Origin of the sequence: Sporosarcina sp. E16_8 (assembly GCF_017347095.1) — a bacterium.
In the GTDB taxonomy this organism is placed as follows: Bacteria; Bacillota; Bacilli; order Bacillales_A; family Planococcaceae; genus Sporosarcina.
Genome location: NZ_JADPRZ010000016.1, coordinates 22,114 through 45,138, shown reverse-complemented (window position 1 = coordinate 45,138; position 23,025 = coordinate 22,114). Strand labels below are relative to the sequence as shown.

Here is a 23,025-nt window from a genome sequence, read left to right as displayed (position 1 = left end):
TAGAGTGTAGCAGAGCCTATTATGATAAACTGAAAGGAATAGAGTGAAAGTAGGGATAATGATGTCCTTCTTAGAAAATATGGACGAAATGTTTAAAGAAAAATGGAAGTTTGAGTACGAGATGCCAATCCAAGAGAAAATGATCCCTGAAATGTTGGCAGGTAAAGATATCGTTGCGGAATCGCCGACGGGATCAGGTAAGACTCTTGCATTTGTATTGCCACTAATGCAATTAGTTGATGGTGATAAAAAACAGACGCAGGCGCTGATTATAACACCCTCACAGGAGCTGTCGATGCAAATCGTCAACGTTATCAGAGAATGGGTAACAGGAACAAATATCACGGTTACACAATTAATTGGCGGGGCTAATATGCAACGTCAGATCGAACAATTGAAGAAAAAACCAACGATTGTTGTTGGGACACCTGGCCGTTTAGCTGAACTTATCAAGGTCAGAAAGTTAAAAATGCACGATATTCGTCATATAGTTCTTGACGAAGGTGATCAGCTCCTAACCCGTGATCATCGTGTCGTTGTTAAAAATATGATTGAAGCGGCAAATCCGGAAAGACAAGTTGTTGCTGTATCCGCAACAATTACAGATGAAATTGAAATTGTTGCAAGCAATTTTATGAATGATCCAATCCGCATCCAAGTTGGTGCTGAAGAAATGCCGAAATCAGGTAAGGTCGTCCATTCATTTGTGAAGACAGATGCGCGGGACAAAACGGATGTATTGCGCGGGATTTCTTATTTGAAGGGAATTCGTGCTCTTGCATTTATTAATAATGTGGATCAACTTAGAATGAAAGAAATGAAACTCAAATATAACGAAGCACCGATTTCGGTTCTTCATTCAGAAATGACTAAATTTGAGAGACAGAAGACATTGGAAAGTTTCCGTAAAGGCGAGTTGAAAATTTTGATAGCAACGGATCTTGCGGCACGAGGGCTAGACATTGATGGCTTAACGCATGTTATTCACATCGACGTGCCACATACGGTTGAACAATATTTACACCGTTCAGGCAGAACAGGACGGGCAGGCGGAGACGGTGAAGTATTGACACTGTTGTCATACCCAGAAGAACGGGATTACCGTAAGCTGACTAAGGGAATTAAAACGGTTCAAAAAGTGTGGTATAAAGGCCACCTTGCAGAAGGAAATTCAAAAACAATTGCTGCTCCTAAAAAGAAATAAGGAAAAGCGGAAGGCGCCCGCATAGACGCGACAAGCGCCTGGAGTCTAGACAATAAGAAAAAGGGCTGCCCGGGAATCCAAGTACATTGGATTCCCAGGGACAGCCCTTTTCTCTATATATTGAAAGAACGCACCACACACTGAATAGAAAAGGTCACACTAAACACTCACTAGACAAACCACATAATACTTATAGTTGAGTCAAAATAATTGGTTCGCCTTTTGTGACAATGATTGTATGCTCGATTTGAGCTACAAGGGATTTATCAGGTGTGATGAACGTCCAGCCATCTCCAGATTCGATAATATGATCCGCTTTTTCAGAGATGAACGGTTCAACTGCAAGAACCATACCTTCTTTTAGAAGTGTCTTATCCCATGCGTCATAATAATTGAGAACATGCGAAGGTTCTTCGTGCAACGCTTTACCGATGCCGTGGCCAGTTAAATTTTTGATCACTTTTAAGCCATGTTCTTTTGCTTCGCGTTCAACTGCTTTACCGATTTGATTTAAGCTAGAACCAGCTTTCACTTTCGTCATTGCACGTTCAAATGCACTTTTAGCCACATCACATAATTGTTGTTTCTTTTCATCGGGTGTACCGACAACAAATGAAATGCCAGTGTCGGCAAAATAACCATTGCAGGAACCTGAGACATCAATATTAACGAGATCTCCATCTTCTATGACACGAGAACCAGGCATACCATGGGCGACTTCACTGTTGACGCTGATGCATGTGAATCCGGGGAAATCATATTCTGCGATAGGCCCTGAAATTGCGCCTTTTTCTTTGAATAGGCGTCCACCGATTTCATCAATTTCTTTCGTCGTTATACCAGGGACAGTCGCTTCTTTCATGGTGTCCCTAATTTCAGCAACAATCTTACCGATTTTTTTTAGCGCTTCGATTTCCTGTTCAGTTTTTGCAATCATTAAGCTCAAATCCTTTCTTCCGTTCATTCTTTTCCATACCATACTATATCATAATGAGCTTAACAAAAAAGCCTGCAAACTTAAATAACGTTTGCAGACTGTCGAATTATTTTCTTGGAATTGTCGTGCTGGTTGCTTTTTTTTCATTCATTACTTTGCGAACAATCGGATAGACGATAGGTGCCAATTTAATGGCGGTTTTTAATAACTTTCCAATATTCATTACTAATCACTCCTAAACAAAGCATACTTTACCTTTTCCCCGAACGGGTGGTTTTATAAACATCTACTTCAACACTTTAACACCTTGAAACACATTCCAAATTAGAATAGCTATGAGCAGTAGGCCGTAAACTAGCATGAATAAGACAGGTGTTAATTGCCAAAAGCCAAAGTTGCCACTCGGCATTCCATCCATGCTGTAGGTAAAGGAAAACATTGAAAAAGAAAAAATGATAAATCCTGCAATAAGAAGTACAACGGGAACAAGATGTGAAACGAGGGAGCGTTTGGCATGGTGTTTTACTTCACGGTCATCGGAAACAAAATAAACAATGACAGGTACAAGTAAAGGGGTGAAGAAGACACTGAAATAGCATAGGGCAGCTAATAGTTTATTGTTCGACACAGGAATCCCTCCATTTACTTTGACTATATAGGATAATAACCATCCTTGTTAATCATCTTGCTTAAAGGATCCCCATCTTATACAATTAACTAGACAACTAAATTACTGGAACCACAGGGGGAGCCTATTTTGGCTGAGATTGGATTAGACGTCCTGACCCTTAGAACCTGTAAGATTATTCTTGCGTAGGAATGTGGATGGAAAATGACATATTCGATGTCCCATCTATTTCGGGGTGTCTTTTTTTGTGCCCACATCTTTCGCTGAATTAGGAAAGGGATGAATTAATTTGGATAGGAAGAGACTTCAACTTTTACTTGAAATAGCTATTTTAGGTGCAATTTCATTTATTCTCGATAAAATCGGATTTACAATGCCACAAGGTGGCTCCGTTACGCTGTCGATGTTACCAATTGTTGTCATGGCATTTAGATGGGGGATTGTAGGCGGCATGCTAACAGGCCTTGTCAGCGGTCTACTGCAACTGATGATGGGTGGATATGTTCTAAATGTAATACAAGCAGCGCTTGATTACTTCGTGGCTTACACGCTCGTAGGGGTGGCAGGCGTTACACTTGCATGGCTGTTAAGTGGTAAAGCGAAAGGCGACAAAGGATCAATGGTAGTGGCTATCGTAGTAGGTACTGTAATTGGCGGACTTTTACGCTTTGGGATCCACTTTATTGGTGGAATTGTATTCTTTGCATCATACGCGCCTGTTGGGCAACCAGTATGGCTTTATTCACTCGTTTACAATGCTAGTTACATGATTCCTGCAATAATCCTATCAGCAATTGTTGCGTCAATATTATTCACTACAGCACCGCGTCTTTTAGAGCGAAAATAGAAAATCGCCGTTCTGCCCTATGTGGGGACGGCGATTTTTTATTTAGCTGTGAATGACTTTCTTCTGAAGAACATGAATCCTGCTATTGTAGCTGCAAGAAATAGGGCCGCGGCGGAAACGAATAGTTCATCTGCACCATTTTTCACAGTAATGCCTATAAATGCCCATATGAAGACTGCGCTAAATGCTATATCTTCATAATGGTATAAAAAATGAAGTGCAACAGCGGTTGCGATGGATAAATAGATAACGGTCCATAACGGGTCGCTTAGTCCCCAACCAGACCATTCGTTCAACGTGAGGACGTAACTGATATTCGCAATGGTGCCTACAAAAGTCCATCCCAAATAGACAGCGATCGGAATTCTACCATGAAAATGACTATCCTTTATAGAATAAGTAAAGTAAATGGTTAACAGTGTTATAAGAAGTGCCATATTGATAACAATTGACCATCCGAAGAAGCCAAAATGCCAGAACAAAATCCAAGTGATATTTAATAGGGAGCTGAGCACAAACAAAACTACCCTCCGATTAAATAAAGCATGGTCAACGTTTACCTTGTTGCGCATAAAGCCGTATAACCAGATAGCGAGAAGCAGGTAAATAACTGCCCAAATTGAAGAAGCATAACCTGCAGGTGTAAATAACACCGGTAAACTAGTTGAAATTTCTCCGGTCGTTTTCCCATTGATAGGCATTATATTCGCAGCTGCATTGACTAGAACGACCGCAATGAGCGAAAAGGTCATAATAATAATTCTAAACATATTTAAATCCTCCTACTGAATAGTATACAGAGGAATAGTGGAACCTGCGAAGGAAAGTATGAACCTTCCGTCACAATTGTAATATTTCGTACTCCGAAGATTCATGTTATAATCAATTTGTGTTTTTAGAAGATTTAGAATGAAATGAGGGGGAATAATAGTGACACAAACAACGTATTCTGAGGTATGGGATCTTGATGTATTTTTTAAAGGTGGAAGTGAATCGCAAGAGCTGCGGACACATTTGGATAGCGTAAAAGAAAAGCTAGGTTCATTAGAAGAAACGGCTTCTGCATTTAAAGTTCCTCAGTCGGCTGGCGCGTCAATAGAAGTAGCGAACCTAATTGAATCATTAAAAGAGGTGGCGCTTAACCTGTCACAGGCAGGTGCTGTTATCGGGTGTTTCCTTGCGGCAGATACAACAGATAAAAAAGCATTGCAACTGCAAGGCGAAATTGGAACACTCCAGGCACGCTTTTCTACAATCGGGCTTAAAACCCGACAAACGCTCGCAAAGTCTGATGAAGATACATGGAATGGATTAATGGAATCGGATGAACTAAAGGCATTTGCATTTGTACTGAATGAATGGCGTGAAGAGGTCAACTTGAAACTGTCTGAAGAAGAAGAGAGTTTGATCACATCACTAAGCGTAGACGGCTATCATGGCTGGGGACAGCTATACGACATGCTCGTAGGTGACATCAAAATCAAAATCGAACTGGACGGAGAAGAAAAAGAGGTTTCCGTTGGGCAGGCAAATAACCTAAGTTCGCATGAGAATGCAGACGTGAGAAAGCGCTCATTTGAAGCGCTGGAAGAAGCTTGGGAAGGAAAAGAAGACTTCTTTGCATCTGCATTAAATCGTATTGCGGGTTTTAGGCTTGAAGTATACAAAAAACGTGGCTGGGATTCAGTATTGAAGGAGCCGCTTCTCCGAAATAGAATGAGTGAAGAGACACTCGATGCAATGTGGGGAGCAATTGGTGAAAATAAACAACCGTTTGTAGAATACTTGAACGTCAAAGCGAGAATGCTAGGTACTGACAAGATTAACTGGTATGACATGGATGCACCAGTTACAGCATCAACAAAAAAGATGTCTTATCAAGAAGGTGCAGAATTCATCCTAAAACACTTTAGAGAATTTGGTCCTGAATTGGAAGCATTTTCTCGCCAGGCGTTTGAAGATAGCTGGATAGAGGCGGAGGATCGCCCGAACAAACGTCCAGGTGGTTTTTGTACGGGCATGCCAGCATCCGAGCAATCCCGTATCTTCATGACTTATAGCGGTACAATGTCGAATGTTGCAACACTTGCCCATGAATTGGGTCACGCGTTCCATTCATATGCACTGCGTCCAGTCCATTGGATGAATCGCCAATATGCGATGGGTGTAGCTGAAACGGCATCGACATTTGCAGAGATGATAGTCGCGGATGCTGCTGTAAAAGCGGCTGAAACTAAGGATGAGAAAATTGCACTACTGGAAGACAAAATTCAACGTAGTGTCGCACTCTTTATGAATATTCATGCGAGATTCCTTTTTGAGACGAGATTTTATGAAGAGCGCAAAAATGGTATCGTATCGGCTGAAAGATTGAACGAGCTGATGGCAGAAGCGCAGAAAGAAGCTTACGGAGACGCTCTTAATACGGTCCATCCACACTTCTGGGCATCGAAACTCCATTTCTACATTACGGGCGTACAATTCTACAACTTCCCGTACACGTTCGGTTATTTGTTCTCCCTTAGCATCTATGCAAAAGCTTTGGAAGATGGTGAAGGATTTGAACAGAAATATATGGCGCTCTTACGGGACACTGCGGTTATGAGTGTCGAAGACCTTGCAATGAAGCATCTAGGTGAGGATATTACGAAACAAGAGTTTTGGGCAAAAGGCGTGGCGCTATGCGTAAAAGATGTTGAGGAGTTCTTGGAACTTACTTCGGTAAAAGGGTGAATATGAATTGATTTTGCTTGAAGGGCAAACTTGTTATTTACGAATATTGACAGAGGAAGACGCTTTTATCTTCACGGAATTGATAAGCGCTAATAAAGAATACTGGTCTATTTTCGAACCGCGGCACGAAAGCAGTTATTTTACTGTGGCTGTCCAAAGAGAGAAAATCAGAGAGTCGATTTATCAGATGAGGGACCGGAGGGAGTACAACTTCGGCATCTTCGAAATGGGTACAAACAGGCTAATTGGTCATATCTCGCTTTACAGTATTAAAAGACTTCCATTTTCTAGCGGCTTCGTCGGCTATTCGATCGATGAGCGTGAAACGGGTAGGGGAATCGGCACGGAAGCTGTCCGTCTTGTTACTAAGTTTTCTTTCGACAAAGTCGCTTTACATCGGGTAGAGGCATATGTTTCACCTCGCAATAGCGGTTCGTTAAAAGTGTTGGAGAAGTCCGGGTACTTCCAAGAAGGACTGTTGCGCAAACTCCTTTACATTAATGGAGTCTGGGAAGACCATTACATCTATGCTGTAGTGGAGGATGATTTTTGAAAGGGTAAGACCGCTATGCGGAGATTAATAGCTAATATAAAAAGCCGATTCCTGTAAAATGGAATCGGCTTTTGTTTATTTCCCGGGAAATGAATCGAAATCACACCCGAGAGTTATATTTATATCCATCTACGATAATATCAAGCTTTCCAGTGTCAGGATGGACTACGAGCCCGTGGACGGATACTTTGGTATCCATAAGTGGATGATTCCGAACTGCATCAACACTCATCTTAACGCTTTCAGTTACTTCGCCAAATCCGTGCAGCCAATCTTCCATGTCGACCCCAGAGTATTTTAGCGTCTTAAAAATAGTTTCATCAATCCCACGGTCAGACATCTTTTTAATAATGCGACCAGTATCGACTGCACTCATGCCACAATCGTGATGTCCAACAATATAAACTTCATCTGCATGTAACTCATAAACAGCTACAATTAGGCTTCTCATTATACCGCCAAATGGATGTGTGACGACTGCGCCAGCGCTTTTAATGATTTTAGCATCGCCGTTTTTTAAGTTCATCGCTTTAGGCAACAATTCAGTCAGTCTTGTATCCATACATGTCAATATTACAATTCGCTTATCCGGAAACTTTGTTGTTGCGTATTGTTCATATTGTTTTTCAGTTACAAATGTATCATTATAATCAAGTATTTCTGAAAGAATTGTCATTGTATACTCCCATTCTGTAGGTTTTTTAATTATCATACGTGAAAATATGTAAAAAGAAAAGAGCTGCCTTTAGGCAACTCTTAGAAACTCGTGTCTGGTTTTGGATCAATTCTAGAAGAATCGGCAGAAATCATAGCCGAAGAAAGATAGTGCATTATGAACACAGCTGTTAAACCGAGGCAAACCATAAAACCGATAACTGTAGCGAACATCAAGCCCATATATATGACCCCTCTCAAAGTTGTTAGTTTAGGTACTATCATTAGTATACAGTAAAAACCCAAATTATTTAAGGGTTTCATGAAATGTTTTACCTAATTGTGACGATTATTAGAAAGCCCAATTACCCCCGCGGAATACTGGTTCTGAAGAGCCGTCATCTTGGATTCCATCAATATCCATAACTTCTGATCCGACCATGAAGTCGACGTGAGTGATACTTTGGTTTAAACCACGTTTAACGAGCTCTTCACGTGCCATCGTTTTTCCACCCTCGATACAAAATGAATAGGCACTGCCGAGCGCAAAGTGATTCGATGCATTCTCATCGAACAATGTATTGTAGAAGAGAAGCCCCGATTGTGAAATCGGTGAAGCATGTGGAACAAGTGCGACTTCACCAAGATGTTTTGCGCCTTCATCTGTATCAATTAGACGTTGCAAGACTTCTTCGCCTTGTTCGGCTGAAACCTCAGTTACGCGTCCATCTTTAAATGTTAATTTGAAGTTATCAATGATATTGCCGCCATAGCTTAATGGTTTTGTGCTAGAGATATAGCCGTTGACGCCCGTTTTTAGAGGAACAGTGAATACTTCTTCTGTTGGCATATTAGCCATGAAAGTATGGCCCTTCTCATTGACGCTGCCAGCTCCGCACCACAAGTGACCTTCAGGCAATTCAACAATTAGGTCAGTACCTGGCGCTTTGTAATGAAGTTTGCGGTACCTTTTTCCATTTAGGTAATCGACTTTGGCGTGCAGATGCTTGTTATGATTGATCCATTCTTGGATTGGGTCTTGCTGGTCAGTGCGTACTGCTTTGAAAATAGCAGTCCAAAGTGCTGGAATTTGTTCTTCTTCTGAGAGCTCTGGGAACACTTTTGCTGCCCATGCTTTTGAAGGAGTGGCGATTACAGTCCAGCTAATTTTATCAGACTGTACATACTGCCGATATTTGTCGAGTGCTTGTCCAGAGGCTTTTTGTGTGTCAGCAATGCGTGACGGGTCAATTCCTTTTAATAAGTCGGGGCTTTGGGATATGATGCTCATAAATGCAGCACCTTTTTCCGCGAGTTGTTCGCGTTCCATTACCTTCCACTCTGGGAATTCAGCAAAAGAATCAGCAGGTGCTTTTTCATAACGCAGTCGGGAAATCATGTCATCGGCCCAATCAACAAAGACTTGACGTGCACCCGCTTCATAAGCTTTTTCAGTTACAAGACGCACGAATTCAGTTGTATCTGTTGAAGCACTGATATAAAGGTATTGATTAGGTTGAATATTGACTCCTACTTTTACTGCTAGTTCAGCATAGCGGGATAATTGTTTTTCGAAAGTAGACATAATAATTACTCCTTCCTCTATCTTCTATAATAGTACCAATTTACAGGCTCGCCCTGCAACGTCAAATTTGTTGATGAAGTTAATCTTTAATCAGTGGGGGCCTTACTACCCGTTAATGGTGGGCAAATTGTGACAGTGTGAAAGGTCGCAGATATTTATTACTCCTGTGCGCCTAAAGAATAGGCTAAAGATGCCGAAATAAGAAGAAGAATAGAATACTTGGAGGGTCAACTTATGGATTTATCGACAGTAATTGGACTAGTATTAGGGTTTGTTGCACTTCTTGTTGGTATGACGATGAAAGGTGTCCCAGTAGATAGCCTATTTAATATGGCAGCTATACTAATAATACTTGTAGGAACGCTTGCAGCTGTTATCATTGCATTTCCAATGAATGAGTTAAAACGTGTCCCTAAATTATTTGGCGTGCTTTTTAAAGAACAGAAACTTGCCTCCGATTCTGATATCATCCGTATGTTTTCAAGTTGGGCAGATATTGCGCGACGTGAAGGATTATTATCGCTTGAAGCAAAAACTGATGAAATTAATGATCCGTTTTTGAAAAATGGATTGGGCCTCGCAATTGATGGACAAAATGCAGATTATATCCGTGATGTGTTAAGTGAAGAAGTGGAAGCTATGGAAGATCGGCATTCCGCTGGAGCACAAATATTTTCACAGGCGGGGACGTATGCACCGACGCTAGGTGTTCTTGGGGCGGTAGTTGGTCTAATTGCGGCACTTGGTAATTTGAATGATATTGATGCCCTGGGTCATGCGATTTCAGCAGCCTTTATTGCGACATTGCTAGGTATTTTTACTGGATATGTGCTTTGGCATCCATTTGCGAATAAATTAAAACGTAAATCGCACGAAGAGGTAAGACAAAAGAAGATGATGATTGAAGGGGTCCTCTCCGTTCTTGAAGGGGAAGCACCGCGCGTTATTGAACAAAAGCTGTCCTCATATCTGTCTGCGGAAGAACGCCGAAAGTTAGCTGCCACAAACAATAGCGGTAAAGGGGCTGAGGAGTTTGTCGAAGAGGCGTAAGAGAAAAAAGGCCGAGAACCATATAGATGAGTCATGGCTATTGCCATACTCTGACCTTATGACTCTTCTTCTCGCGTTATTCATCGTGCTATTTGCCTCAAGCTCAGTAGATGAAGTCAAACTTCAACAAATGTCAGCAGTATTCGGTGAAATATTTGATAGTGGACAAGGTGTGATGGATAATGCGGCGCCTACAGCTGTGCCGATACCGAAGGATTCTGTTGGTTCAAAGGACGAAAATACATCCTATATTGAAGATCAGAAGTCACTTGCTGAAATCCAGGATAGAGTAGATGAGTATATTGCGGTGAATGAACTAGAGAATCAGTTCGAAACCAAAATGACGGATGAAGGACTGATGGTTACGATTAGGGATAGTATCCTCTTCAGTCCAGGGATGGCAGATATTAAGCCTGAATATATAGGGATTGCGGATGATATTGCGGAGCTTCTTGTGTTTGACCCACCACGTCAAATCGTCGTTACGGGTCATACGGATAATGTTCCAATCGGGAATGCTCAATTCCAATCGAATTGGGAACTCAGTGTAATGAGAGCCGTGAACTTCCTGAAAAGTATTGTGAGAAATGAAGAAATCAACCCACTTTTATTCAGTGCTAAAGGGTACGGAGAGTTTCAGCCAATCGAATCAAATGAAACAGCTGTGGGACGAAGTAAAAATCGTCGGGTTGAAGTGCTTATCCAGCCACTTGTTCTGAAGGATGGAACTGCATTTGAATGAAATATATCACGTCTGTTGATTAACCATTTATTCGCATAAAATCCTGGTGAGAAGGGCTTGATGATCTTCATTTTCACTGGACTATTTTCGGCCCACTTGCGGCTAACTATTCATGACAGAATTACTGAGGGGCCCTAGTATGGCTAGAAGTGACACCGTCACTTCTAGCCATACTTTCTATAGTAATCCTGTTGTGAGTAGGTGCCTGTAGCTTCCTATACATCAAAACATCACGGTAATGATGTAGAAGTCGTTAAGTCCAAAGTAATCCAAGAGTAACCATACAAGGTGCACCTAGTGTTTATTTACTGGTTAATTAACAGACGTGGAAATATATCCATATAAAAAAGATTCGCCGGTAAAATCATACCGGCGAATCTTTTTTTGATTGATTAACTTCTTAGTGTACCAAGTTCAGCAGCAATTGCCTGCATTTCATTTGGTGTAATAGTAGTACGTTTCATGACCATTTTGTACATATAGTGCAAGTCATCGTATTTAGATGTGCTAAAATTGTCCGAATTCATAGCCGCTGAGTTTACCATACGAAGTTTTTCTGTAATTTTGTCAATCATATAAGAAACGTTTTCTGGTGTAGGGTTAGATAAATCCATAGTATTGTCCACCTTTCGAAAAGCTTTGGACCTATCATTTCATTATTCTCCAGGACTGTCAAATCGAATTGGAGATTATCCTCGTTTTGCGGCTTCTTTTTCTTCTTTGATTTTGGCTTGAACACGTTTTGTTTCGAAAATGATTACGCCAGATAATCCAAGAAGGCCGATTAAGTTTGGTATTGCCATTAGTCCATTCATTACGTCAGCAAATAACCAAACTACGTCAAGCGTAGCAGTTGCCCCAACGAAAATCACGGCAATAAATACAAGACGGTAATAAATAAGGATTTTTGGATTTGGGAACAAGTATTGGAAACACTTCTCTCCATAATATGCCCAACCAAAGATTGTTGATGTTGCAAAGAATAATAGTCCAATTGAAACGACGATCGGACCGGCGCTACCTAGAAATTGTCCGAAAGCGGCAGATGTTAAAGCACCACCTGTAAGATTGTCAGGATTATCTTTCCAAATGCCAGACATTATGATTGTAACGCCCGTAATGGAACAGATAATTAATGTATCAAAGAGTACTTGTGTCATTGAAACTAGTGCTTGACGTCCAGGCATATCTGTTCTTGCAGCTGCTGCAGCAATTGGAGCGGATCCAAGACCAGCTTCGTTCGAGAATACTCCACGAGCAACTCCGAAACGGATAACTGTACCAATTGCACCACCTGCAACCGCTTCACCACTAAATGCATACTTGAAAATTGTAGCAAAAGCTTCGGGAATTAGCCCGACGTTCAAGACTAGTACAATTACTCCGGCAAGAACATAAAACACTGCCATGATTGGAACAAAGAATGATGTAACTTTACCAATTGTTTTAATACCACCCAAGATAACCATTCCTGCCAATACAACAAGAATAAGACCGGAGACCCAATGTGGCACACTAAAAGTTTGATTCATGACGTCTGCCACTGCTTTTGCTTGCGTCCCATTACCGATACCAAATGCTGCTATAGCACCGAAAATAGCAAATAATACACCAAGCCATTTCATTTTCAATCCATGTTCAAGGTAATACATTGGTCCGCCGGCCATTTGACCATTAGCATCTTTAACGCGGTATTTAACGGCAAGAATTGCTTCACCGTATTTTGTAGCCATTCCGAAGAATGCTGAAACCCACATCCAGAACAAGGCACCTGGACCGCCGAGGAAAATAGCGGTAGCAACACCCACAATATTCCCTACGCCTACGGTTGCAGCCATCGCTGTCATAAGGGCTTGGAAGTGGGTAATATCACCTTCGGAATTCTTATCCTGATTTTTTGTGAATACTAACTTTAACGCATATGGTAATAATCGTAACTGAATAAGTCCGAGCCTAAAGGTTAAATAAATTCCTGTACCAACAAGTAAAATTAGTAAAGGTGGACCCCAAATAATACCCCCGAGTTTATCTAAAAACGCTGTTATTCCATCCATTCCATTACCCCCAATTGTGCTATTTTACATTAAGAACGCTCACCCCAGTTTTCTTCGTTCCCACCTCACGTCCTCTCAATCTCTTTATTTCGTCATCCTTGTTGTTAATATTCCGAAAGTTTGCAGCATTCGTCAAGCTTTATTTTTAGAATTCAGTTAGATTGTTTGTTTTTCTTCTTCCTAGGGTATAATTGTATATGCAAAAGAGTTTGAATTGGAGGGCTTATAGTGGGTAATAGCAAATTTGGTACATTTATTATTGTGGGTGCACTTACGGGTGCAGTTGTAAGTATGTTCGATCGGAGTACTCGAAAACATATCGTAAAGAAATCAAATAATTGTATAACGGGAATGAAATTTTATATGAAAAATCCGGATGTTCTCAAATGGAAATTGGAGGAGAAAAAAGACAAATATAGGTCTGTCTATGTGCAACTATCAGGTGATATATCATATATTAAAGCTCAGGTAGAAGAGTTAAAAACACTTACGCCGCAAGTAAAAGGTATAGTCGTGGATACGAAGGAAGCATTTGTTGAATCGAAAGATGAATACAAGTCAATTGTTAATGAAACGCCTTAGGAATATTGCGTTGGTTTAAAAAGTGAAAAGTATTGAAAGGGGTGACGAAGGTTTGAAGAATGATGAAGGTTCAACACCTACGCCAATCCAAGAAGAGAAGTCTAGGAAGTATAGGGAGAAACTTGATAATTTCGGGAAGGACTCTGCTGCCAGGAAGTTTTTAGTTGATGTTAAAGAAGGCGGGCTTGAGGAATTTGACGTTACAACAACAAGCGGATTTTTGAAAGAACTTCTTGTTCGGATAAAGAAAGTCGACATAACGGGCCTTGGCTCGCAGCTCGCCTTCTTTTTCCTCTTGTCTTTGTTTCCACTATTAATCTTTATAATGACACTGCTACCTTATTTAAACTTTAACCAAGCCGAGGTTTTCTTATTGATTCGAGACTATGCACCAGAAAGCGTTGCTATGCTAATCGAGAACACATTAAACGAAATCTTGAAAAATCGCAATGGTGGCTTACTATCAATTGGTGCACTTGCAACGGTTTGGTCAGCATCTAAAGGTATGAACGCATTGACGAAAGCTTTGAACCAATCTTATTTCACCGAAGAATCACGTTCCTTCATCATGGCTCGTGGTATGTCAGTTGTCTTTACTATTATGCTAATCGCTGTTTTACTAGTGGCACTTATATTGCCGGTATTCGGACAACAGATTGGGGTTCTTGCATTCTCTTACATGGGATTGGAGGAAGGTTTCCTCATATTGTGGGCTGGTTTACGTTGGCTAGTACCGCCCGTGTTTATCTTGTTTGTATTTTCACTTATCTATTGGTTGGTTCCTAATTTGAAGATTCAATTTAAAAGTGTATTACCTGGAGCGCTATTTGCGACAGTTGGCTGGATTCTGGCATCTCTTGCATTCTCATTTTATGTTGGTAGTTATGGTAACTACTCCAGTACATACGGAAGTATTGGAGCAATTATCGTGTTAATGATGTGGTTATATTTCTCGGCGATTATACTAATGCTTGGTGGCCAACTTAATGCTGTCATGTTAGAGAGAACTCAGTTGATAAAAGCTAAAGAAAAAAGCAATGCGGTCCTGTGATAGGATGCATTGCTTTTATTCTATTTAAAAATAGTAAATGCTTATTCAATTCGGTTAAGCATCCTGAGACCGTTTAAGATGACGAGGATAGTGCTACCTTCGTGTCCTATAACACCAAGCGGCAGATCAACGACTTGCAGGAAGTTTGAAACAATTAGCACCATGATGATCGAAATCGAGAACAAGACATTCTGCTTCACAATCCGTTGCATTTTTCGGGATAACTTAATGGCATAGGAGATACGTCTTAAATCATTCTGCATGAGGACGATATCTGCAGTTTCGAGCGCAACATCGGTACCTTCGCCCATTGCGATACCTGATGTTGCGGTAGCAAGTGCAGGTGCATCGTTGATCCCATCACCGACCATACCTACATTTTTATGCTCAATAAGGAGACGTTTCAAGTGATTAACTTTCATTTCAGGCAGACATTCTGCAACGAATGAATCGAGCCCAGCTTCTTTTGCGATAGCTGCAGCCGTTTTCTGATTATCTCCTGTTAACATAATTGTTAAAATCCCTGCTTGCTTTAATTGACTTATTGCCTCGATAGCCTCAGGGCGTAATGTATCTCTTAGTGCCGCGGAAGCAATAATGCCCTTATCGTCTTTCATGAAGATAATTGTTTTCCCATCATCTGCAAGGGATAAAGCGACGCCTTGATGAAACTCTTCTGCCAATTCTTTTCCGACAAAACGTGGATTTCCTACGAGTAGTTCTTGTGTATCTACAAATGCCCTGATCCCATGACCAGGCACATCTTCAATCTGCAGATTGCGCTCTAGGGTTAGCCCTTTATCAATCGCATAATTTGTAATTGCAACTGCAAGTGGATGATTAGATTGAGACTCAATACTTGCAAGAATCGCTAGTGTTGTATCTGTATCTGCGTCATCACGTACATAGAAGTCTGTTACAACTGGTTTACCATTCGTTAATGTACCGGTTTTATCAAAAGCAATCGCTTTAAGTGAACCCAAATGTTCTAGGTGGATCCCACCTTTGAACAGAACACCTTTCCTTGCTCCGTTAGAGGCCGCGGCAAGTGTCGCTGGCATAATAGATGCGACTAGCGCACACGGGGAAGCAACGACAAGCAGCACGATTGCACGATAGATTGTAGTCGTCCAATCCCATCCAACTAAATAATGGGGCACAACCATCATGATTAGCACCATAATGATAACGACTTTTACATAAGTACCTTCAAATCGTTCGATAAATTGCTGTGAAGGTGATTTCTCACTTTGTGCGCTTTGAACAAGTGTAATGATTTTTTGGAAAAGTGTTTCAGAACTAGGCTTTGTCATTTTAATTTGGATAGCACCGCTCAAATTGACTGTACCCGCGAATAGTTCATCACCGACTTCTTTTGTGACGGGAATTGATTCGCCATTTATGGCAGACATATCGATGGAAGAAGTGCCAAAAGTGATATTTCCGTCTACCGGAACTCTTTCACCTGGTTTGACGAGTAAGATGGATCCGACATTTAGGGAAGCGGTTGATACTTTGATATCAGTACCATCTTCTTGAATCAGCCATGCCTCTTCAGGCTGTAATTTCATAAGTGCTGAAATTTCCTTATGGCTTTTATTCAACGTGTAGGTTTCAAGCGCACCACTGATTGCAAAGATGAAAATGAGGATTGCTCCTTCCGCCCAGTACCCAATTAATGCAGCACCGATTGCCGCGAAAACCATTAGCATCTCTACGTTCAGGTCCTTGTTGTTGATCGTCTCTTCAATGCCTTCCTTCGCTTTGGCAAATCCACCTATTAAAAAGGCGGTAATGTAGAGGGGGACAGACAGGGTTTCTAATCCGTTCCTACCAACCATCCAAGCTGTAAGAATTAGTGCACCTGATAGAATCGCAGCAATCAATTCAAGATACACTGGCCAAACTATATTTTTTTTTGGTCGATGTTCAGTGAGAGTATTCATAGTTTCTTCCTCCTAATTGATAATGATAGTCAATTTCAAATAGCTCATTAATGTATGAAAGTCGGCTCCCGTTGGTGGGAACCGACTAATGTTAGTTGGTGATAACGAGTATCAGTTAATAGTTATTATTGTTTATGATTATAGTATATCCAACTGGAAAGGAAATAGATACTAGTTTGTATTGAAGGTAGGGGATGAGGGAGTGGTTAACAAGGTTTGTCGCAGAGTTTCTTTGCTGTCGTCAAGTTTCGGTAGGTTGTTGCTCAGTTCTGTGGATTGGTGGTCGAGTTTGCCAACAGTGTCGTTGAATTCCCACAAGCTCATCCCACTTCGCGAACTATTAATACACTTCTAATAAAAAAAGGCATCTTATACCGGGAATTACTCCGACATAAGATGCCTTACTCAATTAGCTAAATACTTTCTCTTTAAACTGAGACAGTTTTTCAAGTGAAGACTTGTCGACATCGGCATGCAAGCTGTTGCCGTGGGAGTCCATCGTAACAACTGCAGTGAAGTCTTTAACTCGCAGATGCCACATTGCTTCAGGAATACCAAATTGAAGAAGGTCAACACCTTCGACTGCCTTAATACAGTCGGCATAATACTGTGCAGCGCCGCCGATTGCGTTCAAGTAGACACCGCCATGTTCTTCTAAAGCGGCCAACGTTTTCGGACCCATTCCGCCTTTACCTATAACAGCACGAACTCCGAATTTCTTCATGATGTCGCCTTGATACGGTTCTTCACGGGCTGATGTTGTGGGTCCCGCAGCTTTGATTTCATAACTGCCATCTTCATTTTTCATCACAACTGGGCCGCAATGATAAATGATTTGTCCATCAAGGTCGATAGGTGAGTCATTTTCTGATAAATATTTATGGATTGCATCACGACCTGTATACATCATTCCGCTGATTTTGACAACATCACCGACATTCAAATCACGGATCTGTTCTTCTGAAATCGGGGCAGTGAGCTCGACAGTACGTGCGGTTTGTTTCGCCTCATTTTGATTAGTATCATCTTGTGCAAAAGCAATTTTTTCACCATCATTGTAATGCCAGTTCGTAATTTCACCAGATCCAGCATCGATATCGACAGCCATGCGGCGGTATGCCCAGCAGTTATACGCTACAGAAACATAGAAGCTTGCAGGGATACGGTGCATGACGCCAATTTTACAGCCAAGAAGGGTAACTTCGCCCCCGAAGCCCATTGTTCCGATGCCGAGTTTGTTTGCTGATTCCAAGGTATATTCTTCAAGTTCTGCAAGTTTTGGATTCGGATTTAGATCATCAACTTCGCGGAAAAGTTGGTCTTTCGCAAGTTCATAGCCTGAAGCTCGGTCTCCGCCGATTCCGACGCCGATGAAACCTGCAGAACACCCTTGCCCTTGGGCTTGATATACAGAGTGTAAAATACATTTACGGATGCCATCAAGATCGCGTCCCGCACGGCCAAGTCCATCCAGTTCCGCTGGCAGGCTATATTGAATGTTTTTATTCTCACAGCCACCGCCTTTTAGAATCAGTTTCACTTCGATATGATCTTGTTCCCATTGTTCGAATTTTACGACTGGAACACCTGTACCAAGGTTATCTCCACTATTTTCCCCTGTCAGTGAGTCGACGGAGTTCGGGCGGAGTTTAGTGTCTTTTGTAGCTTGAACAATCGCACGCTTAATCGCGGCTTTAATCTCAATCTGGTTCACTCCGACTGGTGTTTTGATTTTGAACGTCGGCATGCCGGTATCCTGGCAGATTGGCGACATTTTTTCGTCGGCCATATTGATATTTTTTGTAATCGTATCAAGACTCATTGCTGCACGTGTACCAGCATCTTCTAATTCCTTTGCTGCAAGGATTTTTCGGCGCACATCTTTCGGAAGATTTGTTGACGTTTCGCAAATGAGATCATACATGCTTTTTTCAAGTTGTTCTATGTACATTCTCGAATTCCCCCTTAGTTATTGCTTGTTACTTATCTGATTTGATTTTTTCCATCTGTTCTTCAAGGTCGTCTAGCAAGCTGATTAGCTGATCGATTTCCTGAAGGTCTGCAGTTTCTGGTTCAATTGTATCAAGCGTTTCTAGAAATTGATGAAGCCGTGTTTTTAATCCTTCAACATGACCGTTTTTTTGTCCTTTATCCAATCCGTACACCTCTTTTCATTAGTGTAATCGTAAACGAAAAAACGTATTTTATCAATGAAGGGGAATAGAACCTTTATAATAATTGAATATTCTTTTTAACATAATCTTTACAATACAAAAACTATATGCTATGATTCATTTAATCAAACGAAAGGGAGGATGGCAGTAAGGGTAAACAAAACGAAAACTAAGGAGGTTGAGAACTTTAATTATAAAGGAGAAAGCTCAACTATGTAGGTATCGTTATACCCAAATTTAGTCCTGTGGAGGTGAAGTCTCAAACCGAATGCAGACAGCGTCAGTACTAGCTGGAATGTAAAAGTGAGAGTTAAGCTAAAAAATATAGAAAGGTAGCGGGAACAGGTAAAAGACGAAGAGGAAGAATTTTAGAAGGAGGGGATTCGTAAGTGTCCGCTGGCAGTGTGCCAGGAGACTAATACGACTTATGCAGATGGAAAGTGAAGGTTCAATTCATACGTAAAGGCTCAGCCGTAATCTGACAAACAGATATGGACTGGGCCTTTATGTTTTTTTTCGTTTTCGTCGTTTTCTTGTGCTAAAATCAAACAAGGATCTTCAAGTGGAGGAGTGTTGGAAACATGGATGCTTTTTCACAACTAGAGAAGCGCCGTTTTTGGATACTTGTTATTATTGTATCGATTTCTGGATTTTCACAAGGCATGCTGTTGCCGCTTATTTCGGCCATCTTCGAAAAGGATGGCATTTCGAGTTCGATGAATGGTTTGAATGCCACGGGTTTATACATAGGAACGTTACTCGTTTCACCTTTTATGGAGGCACCGCTCCGTCGTTTTGGCTATAAGCCAATTATCATTGTGGGCGGCATGCTTGTTTTTATATCGCTGCTACTGTTCCCGCTATGGAAAAGTGTCGTGTTTTGGTACGTGCTAAGGTTATTTATTGGCATCGGAGATCATGCACTTCATTTTTCAACTCAAACATGGATTACAAGTTTTTCGCCGCAACAAAGGTTAGGACGCAATATTGCGATTTATGGTTTGTCATTCGGCGTCGGATTTGCGGCAGGTCCATTATTCGCTCCGCTCGTCATTGTGTTTGAAGGTTTACCGTTCATAGTCTCCGGAATACTGTGCATGCTTGCGTGGTCGTTGGTCTTTATGCTGAAAAACGACTTTCCAGATATTATGAAAGGGAAGTCTGGTAATGAAAGACTTTCCGCACGGTTCAATGGGACGATGGCTGTTGCTTGGCTCGCTTTTCTTGGACCATTTGGATACGGTTTTCTAGAATCTACACTAAATGCGATGTATCCAGTGTATGCGCTCAGAAACGGCGTTGAATTTACATCTGTAACAATTATTCTAGCTACATTTTCCGTAGGGGGGATTATTTCGCAGTTACCTCTCGGGATGCTATCGGACAAGATTGGAAGAAGCCCGGTCTTTCTTGTCGCACTAGGAGGTGGGTCTATCTCGTTTTTCATCGCAAGTACTGTTGAAACATCTACGACTGCTGTTATAGCTATGTTTTTCATTGCTGGACTTTTTTCGGGTTCTATTTTTTCACTCGGTATTTCGTACATGTCCGATTTAACACCGAAGCATTTGTTGCCGACTGGGAACCTGTTATGCGGGATTTTCTTTAGTTTAGGGAGTTTGACCGGGCCGTTTCTGGGTGGACTTTTTCTTGAATTTGACGCCGGATTCAGTTTCCTGCTACTTATTTCACTGTTTTTGGCTGTGTTATTCCTCGTGTCTTTTATTGGGAAGCTGAAACAACGCCCAATTGCAGCATAAGAAAAAGCATCCAATAATGGACGCTTTTGCTATTTCTGATCATCATGTCTGTTTATTTACCAAAAGTAATCAGTAACTAACTTGATCGCCCCCTGTCCGCTACTTGTATAGTTGGGCTTTGGATTGAATGACTTCTATACGATTACCGGGATGTCTGGATGTGTAGGGATGCGGTTTTGTCGCATCCCTACACAGTTTTTCCAGTACTCGTATGGTGGTCCTTCATCCGTCGCGCTTTAAAAGCATAAGTACACGAAGTGCTGAAGCTTTTTGGGACGAAAGAATTGTATGCTTCTTACCTGGAGAAAAGCCGCCCAAGATACAATTTTGGCGGCTGATACTTTCTCTATGGTTTTTATCTTTTTTATTTTAAAGAACTGTCACATTCTATAAGACATCTCATGAATTAGATGCATAATCTTTACTAAAAGTGAGCAAGGAACGCATTGTATAACGTGCAAAGGTGCCCGAAATTGCATCTTCGGGCACTGACACTTTCTATAGAATGTCAACTATTCTTTTCTTCCAAATAAACTGCACTTTTCACTTCAACATTCTAGCCACACTAGGACCCTCAGTAAATCTGTCATGAATAGTTAGCCGATAGCGGGCCGAAAAAATAAGGTCATTAAGCCCTTCTCACCAGTATTTTATTCAAATAAATGGTTAATCAACATTCTTGACTGATCATCTTAATATGGAGTTAACGTTTTCATATTCTAAAACAAGGTCGTCAAGCGTCTGGAAAGTATAACCCGCTTTCTTGGCATCTTGGATAAAGGATGGTAAAGCTTGTGCGTTATCAGGTGAAACCGTGTGCATTAGAATGACGGCGCCAGGATGAAGCTGCTTCATTAGTTCACCATATGCAAAGTCACGACCTTTGGGTTTATCGGCGTACCAGTCAATGAATGCGACTGACCAAAAAATGTGCCTGTATCCCAGTTCGTTACCTTTGGCGAGTACTTTGTCATTGAACACGCCTTCGGGGGGCCTTGTGTAGTATGTCCGTTTGATCCCGGTTACTTCATTCAATAGCTTGTCGAATTTGGTCCATTCTTCTTCCATTCTTTGTTCGGATAGATTGGCCAAGTTCGGGTGTCCATACGTATGGTTGCCGATTCCATGACCTTCCGCAATCATCCGTTTGACGAGGGGGAGAGCACTTTTCAAGTAATGCCCTGTGAGAAAGAATGTCGCGGGAGCGTCTTCTTTTTTTAATGTATCTAAAATACTTGCTGTATAGCCGTTTTCATAACCGTTATCGAACGTCAAATAGACAATCTTTTCGTCTGGCTTACCTTTATAAATGGCCCCATGTTTGTCGAGCATTGAATCAAGTGCAGCGCCAGCACTAGGTTGGATCCCTCCTGCAGCTTTCTTGAAGCCCCAATGAAATTCATCCGCCTTAGCTGAAAATGGATTGAAAACAAATCCTACCATTACGATAAAAGTTGCCAATAAAATACCTGGCCCATGTTTTTTTATCATCAAAAACGCACCTTTCCTTTTAGGGTAGGATGCGCAGATGAAGCCGAACTATACGTCTTTAGTATACAAATCATTTAGTGCAGACTCTAGCGTCGGAAAATGAAATGTAAAGCCGCTGTTTAGTAACTTTTCTGGTAAGACATGCTGTCCTTCTAGAACAAGCGCGCTTTTTTTACCAAGCACTATTTTCATTACGAATGAAGGAACTGGTATCCAGTGTGGTCTATGTAACACTGAACCGATTGTTTTACCGAAGTATTTCATTCGTTTTGGAAAGGGCGACGTGACGTTTACAGGTCCGTCTATGCTTTTATTGCCAATTGTAAATGTGATTGCACGTGCAACATCTTCTATATGCACCCAAGATACCCACTGATTTCCTGAGCCGACAGTTCCGCCCGCAAATAATTTGTACGGCAATACCATAAGCGGCAATGCTCCGCCATTTTTTCCGAGTATGACTCCAAATCTCATAAACACGACCCGTATACCTTCAGATTCCACTGATGCCGCTTTCTTTTCCCAATCCGTTACAGTCTGACCTAGAAAGTCATCCGCATAGTCCAGTGATTCTTCTGTATATACATTGTCTTCTGATGCGGGATAAATACCAATTGCACTAGCGTTGACAAGTACAGCCGGTTTTGTTTGCAAAGCGGAGATGATTCGCAGTAATTCATCGGTCGCTTCCATTCGGCTAGCATAAATTTGTTTGCGATGTTCCGCGGTCCAACGCCCCTCGTTGATGGATACACCGGCAAGGTTGACAAAGGCATCGGCTGAAATAATTTCGTTTTCTGGATAGGTACCTTCCTGAAGCCATTTCACGTATTTTATGTTGCCATCTACCTTACTATCTTTTCTGGATAAAATGATGATTTCATGTCCTTCATTCAATAAAGTATCCGTTAATTTCTGTCCGGCGAAACCAGACCCACCTGCAATGACGATTTTCATTTTCCGACACCCCCATTAGGATTCTATACCCTATATTGGAACCAATTAAGCTGAAGCGCAAGGACGGAACATGTATA

The 23,025-nt window shown here is 41.4% G+C and carries 22 protein-coding genes and 1 riboswitch; of the genes, 9 read left to right on the top strand and 13 right to left on the bottom strand.

Going from position 1 to position 23,025, the window contains the following annotated elements:
• The first annotated feature begins 61 nt into the window (after positions 1-61).
• Complete coding sequence (locus I2484_RS11635) at positions 62-1,204, top strand: DEAD/DEAH box helicase (RefSeq protein ID WP_207151209.1); 1,143 nt, start codon at positions 62-64, stop codon at positions 1,202-1,204.
• 190 nt (positions 1,205-1,394) lie between these two features.
• On the opposite strand, the gene map is transcribed toward I2484_RS11635, so the two are convergent.
• The 3 genes from map to I2484_RS11625 form a co-directional block, all read right to left on the bottom strand.
• Positions 1,395-2,141, bottom strand: coding sequence for a type I methionyl aminopeptidase (map, locus tag I2484_RS11630; RefSeq protein WP_207151188.1), 747 nt, complete (start codon positions 2,139-2,141; stop codon positions 1,395-1,397).
• Between the two features lie 106 nt (positions 2,142-2,247).
• The gene (locus I2484_RS21495) at positions 2,248-2,364 is read right to left on the bottom strand and encodes a hypothetical protein (RefSeq protein WP_255551346.1); all 117 of its coding nucleotides are present in this window, start codon (positions 2,362-2,364) and stop codon (positions 2,248-2,250) included.
• Positions 2,365-2,427: 63 nt separating this feature from the next.
• On the bottom strand, positions 2,428-2,769 hold the full coding sequence (locus tag I2484_RS11625) for a magnetosome magnetite crystal formation protein family (protein ID WP_186672371.1): 342 nt from the start codon (positions 2,767-2,769) through the stop codon (positions 2,428-2,430).
• 106 nt (positions 2,770-2,875) lie between these two features.
• Positions 2,876-2,978, top strand: a riboswitch (TPP riboswitch).
• A gap of 80 nt (positions 2,979-3,058) precedes the next feature.
• On the opposite strand from I2484_RS11625, the gene thiT reads away from it, so the two are divergent.
• Positions 3,059-3,616 carry an energy-coupled thiamine transporter ThiT gene (gene thiT, locus I2484_RS11620; RefSeq protein WP_207151187.1) on the top strand — a complete coding sequence of 186 codons (558 nt, stop codon included), beginning with the start codon at positions 3,059-3,061 and terminating at the stop codon, positions 3,614-3,616.
• Between the two features lie 38 nt (positions 3,617-3,654).
• Here thiT and I2484_RS11615 read toward each other — a convergent pair whose 3' ends face one another.
• Positions 3,655-4,386 (bottom strand): tryptophan-rich sensory protein, encoded by a 732-nt coding sequence (locus I2484_RS11615; RefSeq protein WP_207151186.1) that lies wholly within the window; start codon positions 4,384-4,386, stop codon positions 3,655-3,657.
• 160 nt (positions 4,387-4,546) lie between these two features.
• Here I2484_RS11615 and I2484_RS11610 point away from each other — a divergent pair, with 160 nt between their 5' ends.
• Both I2484_RS11610 and I2484_RS11605 read left to right on the top strand, forming a co-directional pair.
• Positions 4,547-6,349, top strand: a complete 1,803-nt coding sequence (locus tag I2484_RS11610) for a M3 family oligoendopeptidase (RefSeq protein ID WP_207151185.1) — start codon at positions 4,547-4,549, stop codon at positions 6,347-6,349.
• Between the two features lie 7 nt (positions 6,350-6,356).
• The gene (locus I2484_RS11605) at positions 6,357-6,902 is read left to right on the top strand and encodes a GNAT family N-acetyltransferase (RefSeq protein WP_207151184.1); all 546 of its coding nucleotides are present in this window, start codon (positions 6,357-6,359) and stop codon (positions 6,900-6,902) included.
• 100 nt (positions 6,903-7,002) lie between these two features.
• On the opposite strand, the gene I2484_RS11600 is transcribed toward I2484_RS11605, so the two are convergent.
• Both I2484_RS11600 and I2484_RS11595 read right to left on the bottom strand, forming a co-directional pair.
• Complete coding sequence (locus I2484_RS11600; protein ID WP_207151183.1) at positions 7,003-7,578, bottom strand: beta-class carbonic anhydrase; 576 nt, start codon at positions 7,576-7,578, stop codon at positions 7,003-7,005.
• A 330-nt stretch (positions 7,579-7,908) separates the two neighbouring features.
• Positions 7,909-9,141, bottom strand: coding sequence for an aminopeptidase (locus I2484_RS11595; protein WP_207151182.1), 1,233 nt, complete (start codon positions 9,139-9,141; stop codon positions 7,909-7,911).
• Positions 9,142-9,375: 234 nt separating this feature from the next.
• On the opposite strand from I2484_RS11595, the gene motA reads away from it, so the two are divergent.
• Together motA and motB are read left to right on the top strand one after the other, a co-directional pair.
• Positions 9,376-10,191 (top strand): flagellar motor stator protein MotA, encoded by an 816-nt coding sequence (motA, locus tag I2484_RS11590; RefSeq protein WP_207151181.1) that lies wholly within the window; start codon positions 9,376-9,378, stop codon positions 10,189-10,191.
• On the top strand, positions 10,175-10,933 hold the full coding sequence (motB, locus tag I2484_RS11585) for a flagellar motor protein MotB (protein WP_207151180.1): 759 nt from the start codon (positions 10,175-10,177) through the stop codon (positions 10,931-10,933). Before motA ends, motB begins: the two co-directional genes overlap by 17 nt.
• Positions 10,934-11,325: 392 nt before the next feature.
• Here motB and I2484_RS11580 read toward each other — a convergent pair whose 3' ends face one another.
• Together I2484_RS11580 and I2484_RS11575 are read right to left on the bottom strand one after the other, a co-directional pair.
• Positions 11,326-11,547 (bottom strand): DUF1128 domain-containing protein, encoded by a 222-nt coding sequence (locus I2484_RS11580; protein ID WP_207151179.1) that lies wholly within the window; start codon positions 11,545-11,547, stop codon positions 11,326-11,328.
• Between the two features lie 75 nt (positions 11,548-11,622).
• A complete protein-coding gene (locus I2484_RS11575; RefSeq protein ID WP_207151178.1) occupies positions 11,623-12,987 on the bottom strand; it encodes an alanine/glycine:cation symporter family protein in 1,365 nt (454 codons plus the stop codon).
• A gap of 228 nt (positions 12,988-13,215) precedes the next feature.
• On the opposite strand from I2484_RS11575, the gene I2484_RS11570 reads away from it, so the two are divergent.
• Positions 13,216-13,569 carry a YtxH domain-containing protein gene (locus I2484_RS11570; RefSeq protein WP_207151177.1) on the top strand — a complete coding sequence of 118 codons (354 nt, stop codon included), beginning with the start codon at positions 13,216-13,218 and terminating at the stop codon, positions 13,567-13,569.
• Between the two features lie 52 nt (positions 13,570-13,621).
• A complete protein-coding gene (locus tag I2484_RS11565; RefSeq protein ID WP_218627995.1) occupies positions 13,622-14,620 on the top strand; it encodes a YihY/virulence factor BrkB family protein in 999 nt (332 codons plus the stop codon).
• Between the two features lie 41 nt (positions 14,621-14,661).
• On the opposite strand, the gene I2484_RS11560 is transcribed toward I2484_RS11565, so the two are convergent.
• The 3 genes from I2484_RS11560 to I2484_RS11550 all read right to left on the bottom strand — a co-directional run bounded on the left by I2484_RS11560 (position 14,662) and on the right by I2484_RS11550 (position 18,722).
• On the bottom strand, positions 14,662-16,566 hold the full coding sequence (locus I2484_RS11560; protein ID WP_207151176.1) for a heavy metal translocating P-type ATPase: 1,905 nt from the start codon (positions 16,564-16,566) through the stop codon (positions 14,662-14,664).
• 409 nt (positions 16,567-16,975) lie between these two features.
• Complete coding sequence (locus I2484_RS11555; RefSeq protein WP_218627994.1) at positions 16,976-18,517, bottom strand: fumarate hydratase; 1,542 nt, start codon at positions 18,515-18,517, stop codon at positions 16,976-16,978.
• A gap of 28 nt (positions 18,518-18,545) precedes the next feature.
• The gene (locus I2484_RS11550) at positions 18,546-18,722 is read right to left on the bottom strand and encodes an SE1561 family protein (RefSeq protein WP_207151175.1); all 177 of its coding nucleotides are present in this window, start codon (positions 18,720-18,722) and stop codon (positions 18,546-18,548) included.
• Positions 18,723-19,321: 599 nt separating this feature from the next.
• Between I2484_RS11550 and I2484_RS11545 the strand changes: the two genes are divergently transcribed.
• Positions 19,322-20,500, top strand: a complete 1,179-nt coding sequence (locus I2484_RS11545) for an MFS transporter (RefSeq protein WP_207151174.1) — start codon at positions 19,322-19,324, stop codon at positions 20,498-20,500.
• Positions 20,501-21,187: 687 nt separating this feature from the next.
• Here I2484_RS11545 and I2484_RS11540 read toward each other — a convergent pair.
• Both I2484_RS11540 and I2484_RS11535 read right to left on the bottom strand, forming a co-directional pair.
• Entirely contained in the window at positions 21,188-21,991 is an 804-nt protein-coding gene (locus I2484_RS11540) for a polysaccharide deacetylase family protein (RefSeq protein ID WP_207151173.1), read from the bottom strand.
• Positions 21,992-22,039: 48 nt separating this feature from the next.
• Entirely contained in the window at positions 22,040-22,948 is a 909-nt protein-coding gene (locus I2484_RS11535) for a TIGR01777 family oxidoreductase (RefSeq protein WP_207151172.1), read from the bottom strand.
• Between the last annotated feature and the right edge of the window lie 77 nt (positions 22,949-23,025).

Coding starts and splice junctions, on each gene's coding strand:
- I2484_RS11635 (WP_207151209.1), top strand. CDS start 62: ATGTCCTTCTTAGAAAATATGGACGAAATGTTTAAAGAAAAATGGAAG.
- map (WP_207151188.1), bottom strand. CDS start 2,141: ATGATTGCAAAAACTGAACAGGAAATCGAAGCGCTAAAAAAAATCGGT.
- I2484_RS21495 (WP_255551346.1), bottom strand. CDS start 2,364: ATGAATATTGGAAAGTTATTAAAAACCGCCATTAAATTGGCACCTATC.
- I2484_RS11615 (WP_207151186.1), bottom strand. CDS start 4,386: ATGTTTAGAATTATTATTATGACCTTTTCGCTCATTGCGGTCGTTCTA.
- I2484_RS11600 (WP_207151183.1), bottom strand. CDS start 7,578: ATGACAATTCTTTCAGAAATACTTGATTATAATGATACATTTGTAACT.
- I2484_RS11595 (WP_207151182.1), bottom strand. CDS start 9,141: ATGTCTACTTTCGAAAAACAATTATCCCGCTATGCTGAACTAGCAGTA.
- motA (WP_207151181.1), top strand. CDS start 9,376: ATGGATTTATCGACAGTAATTGGACTAGTATTAGGGTTTGTTGCACTT.
- I2484_RS11580 (WP_207151179.1), bottom strand. CDS start 11,547: ATGGATTTATCTAACCCTACACCAGAAAACGTTTCTTATATGATTGAC.
- I2484_RS11575 (WP_207151178.1), bottom strand. CDS start 12,987: ATGGATGGAATAACAGCGTTTTTAGATAAACTCGGGGGTATTATTTGG.
- I2484_RS11560 (WP_207151176.1), bottom strand. CDS start 16,566: ATGAATACTCTCACTGAACATCGACCAAAAAAAAATATAGTTTGGCCA.
- I2484_RS11555 (WP_218627994.1), bottom strand. CDS start 18,517: ATGTACATAGAACAACTTGAAAAAAGCATGTATGATCTCATTTGCGAA.
- I2484_RS11545 (WP_207151174.1), top strand. CDS start 19,322: ATGGATGCTTTTTCACAACTAGAGAAGCGCCGTTTTTGGATACTTGTT.
- I2484_RS11540 (WP_207151173.1), bottom strand. CDS start 21,991: ATGATAAAAAAACATGGGCCAGGTATTTTATTGGCAACTTTTATCGTA.
- I2484_RS11535 (WP_207151172.1), bottom strand. CDS start 22,948: ATGAAAATCGTCATTGCAGGTGGGTCTGGTTTCGCCGGACAGAAATTA.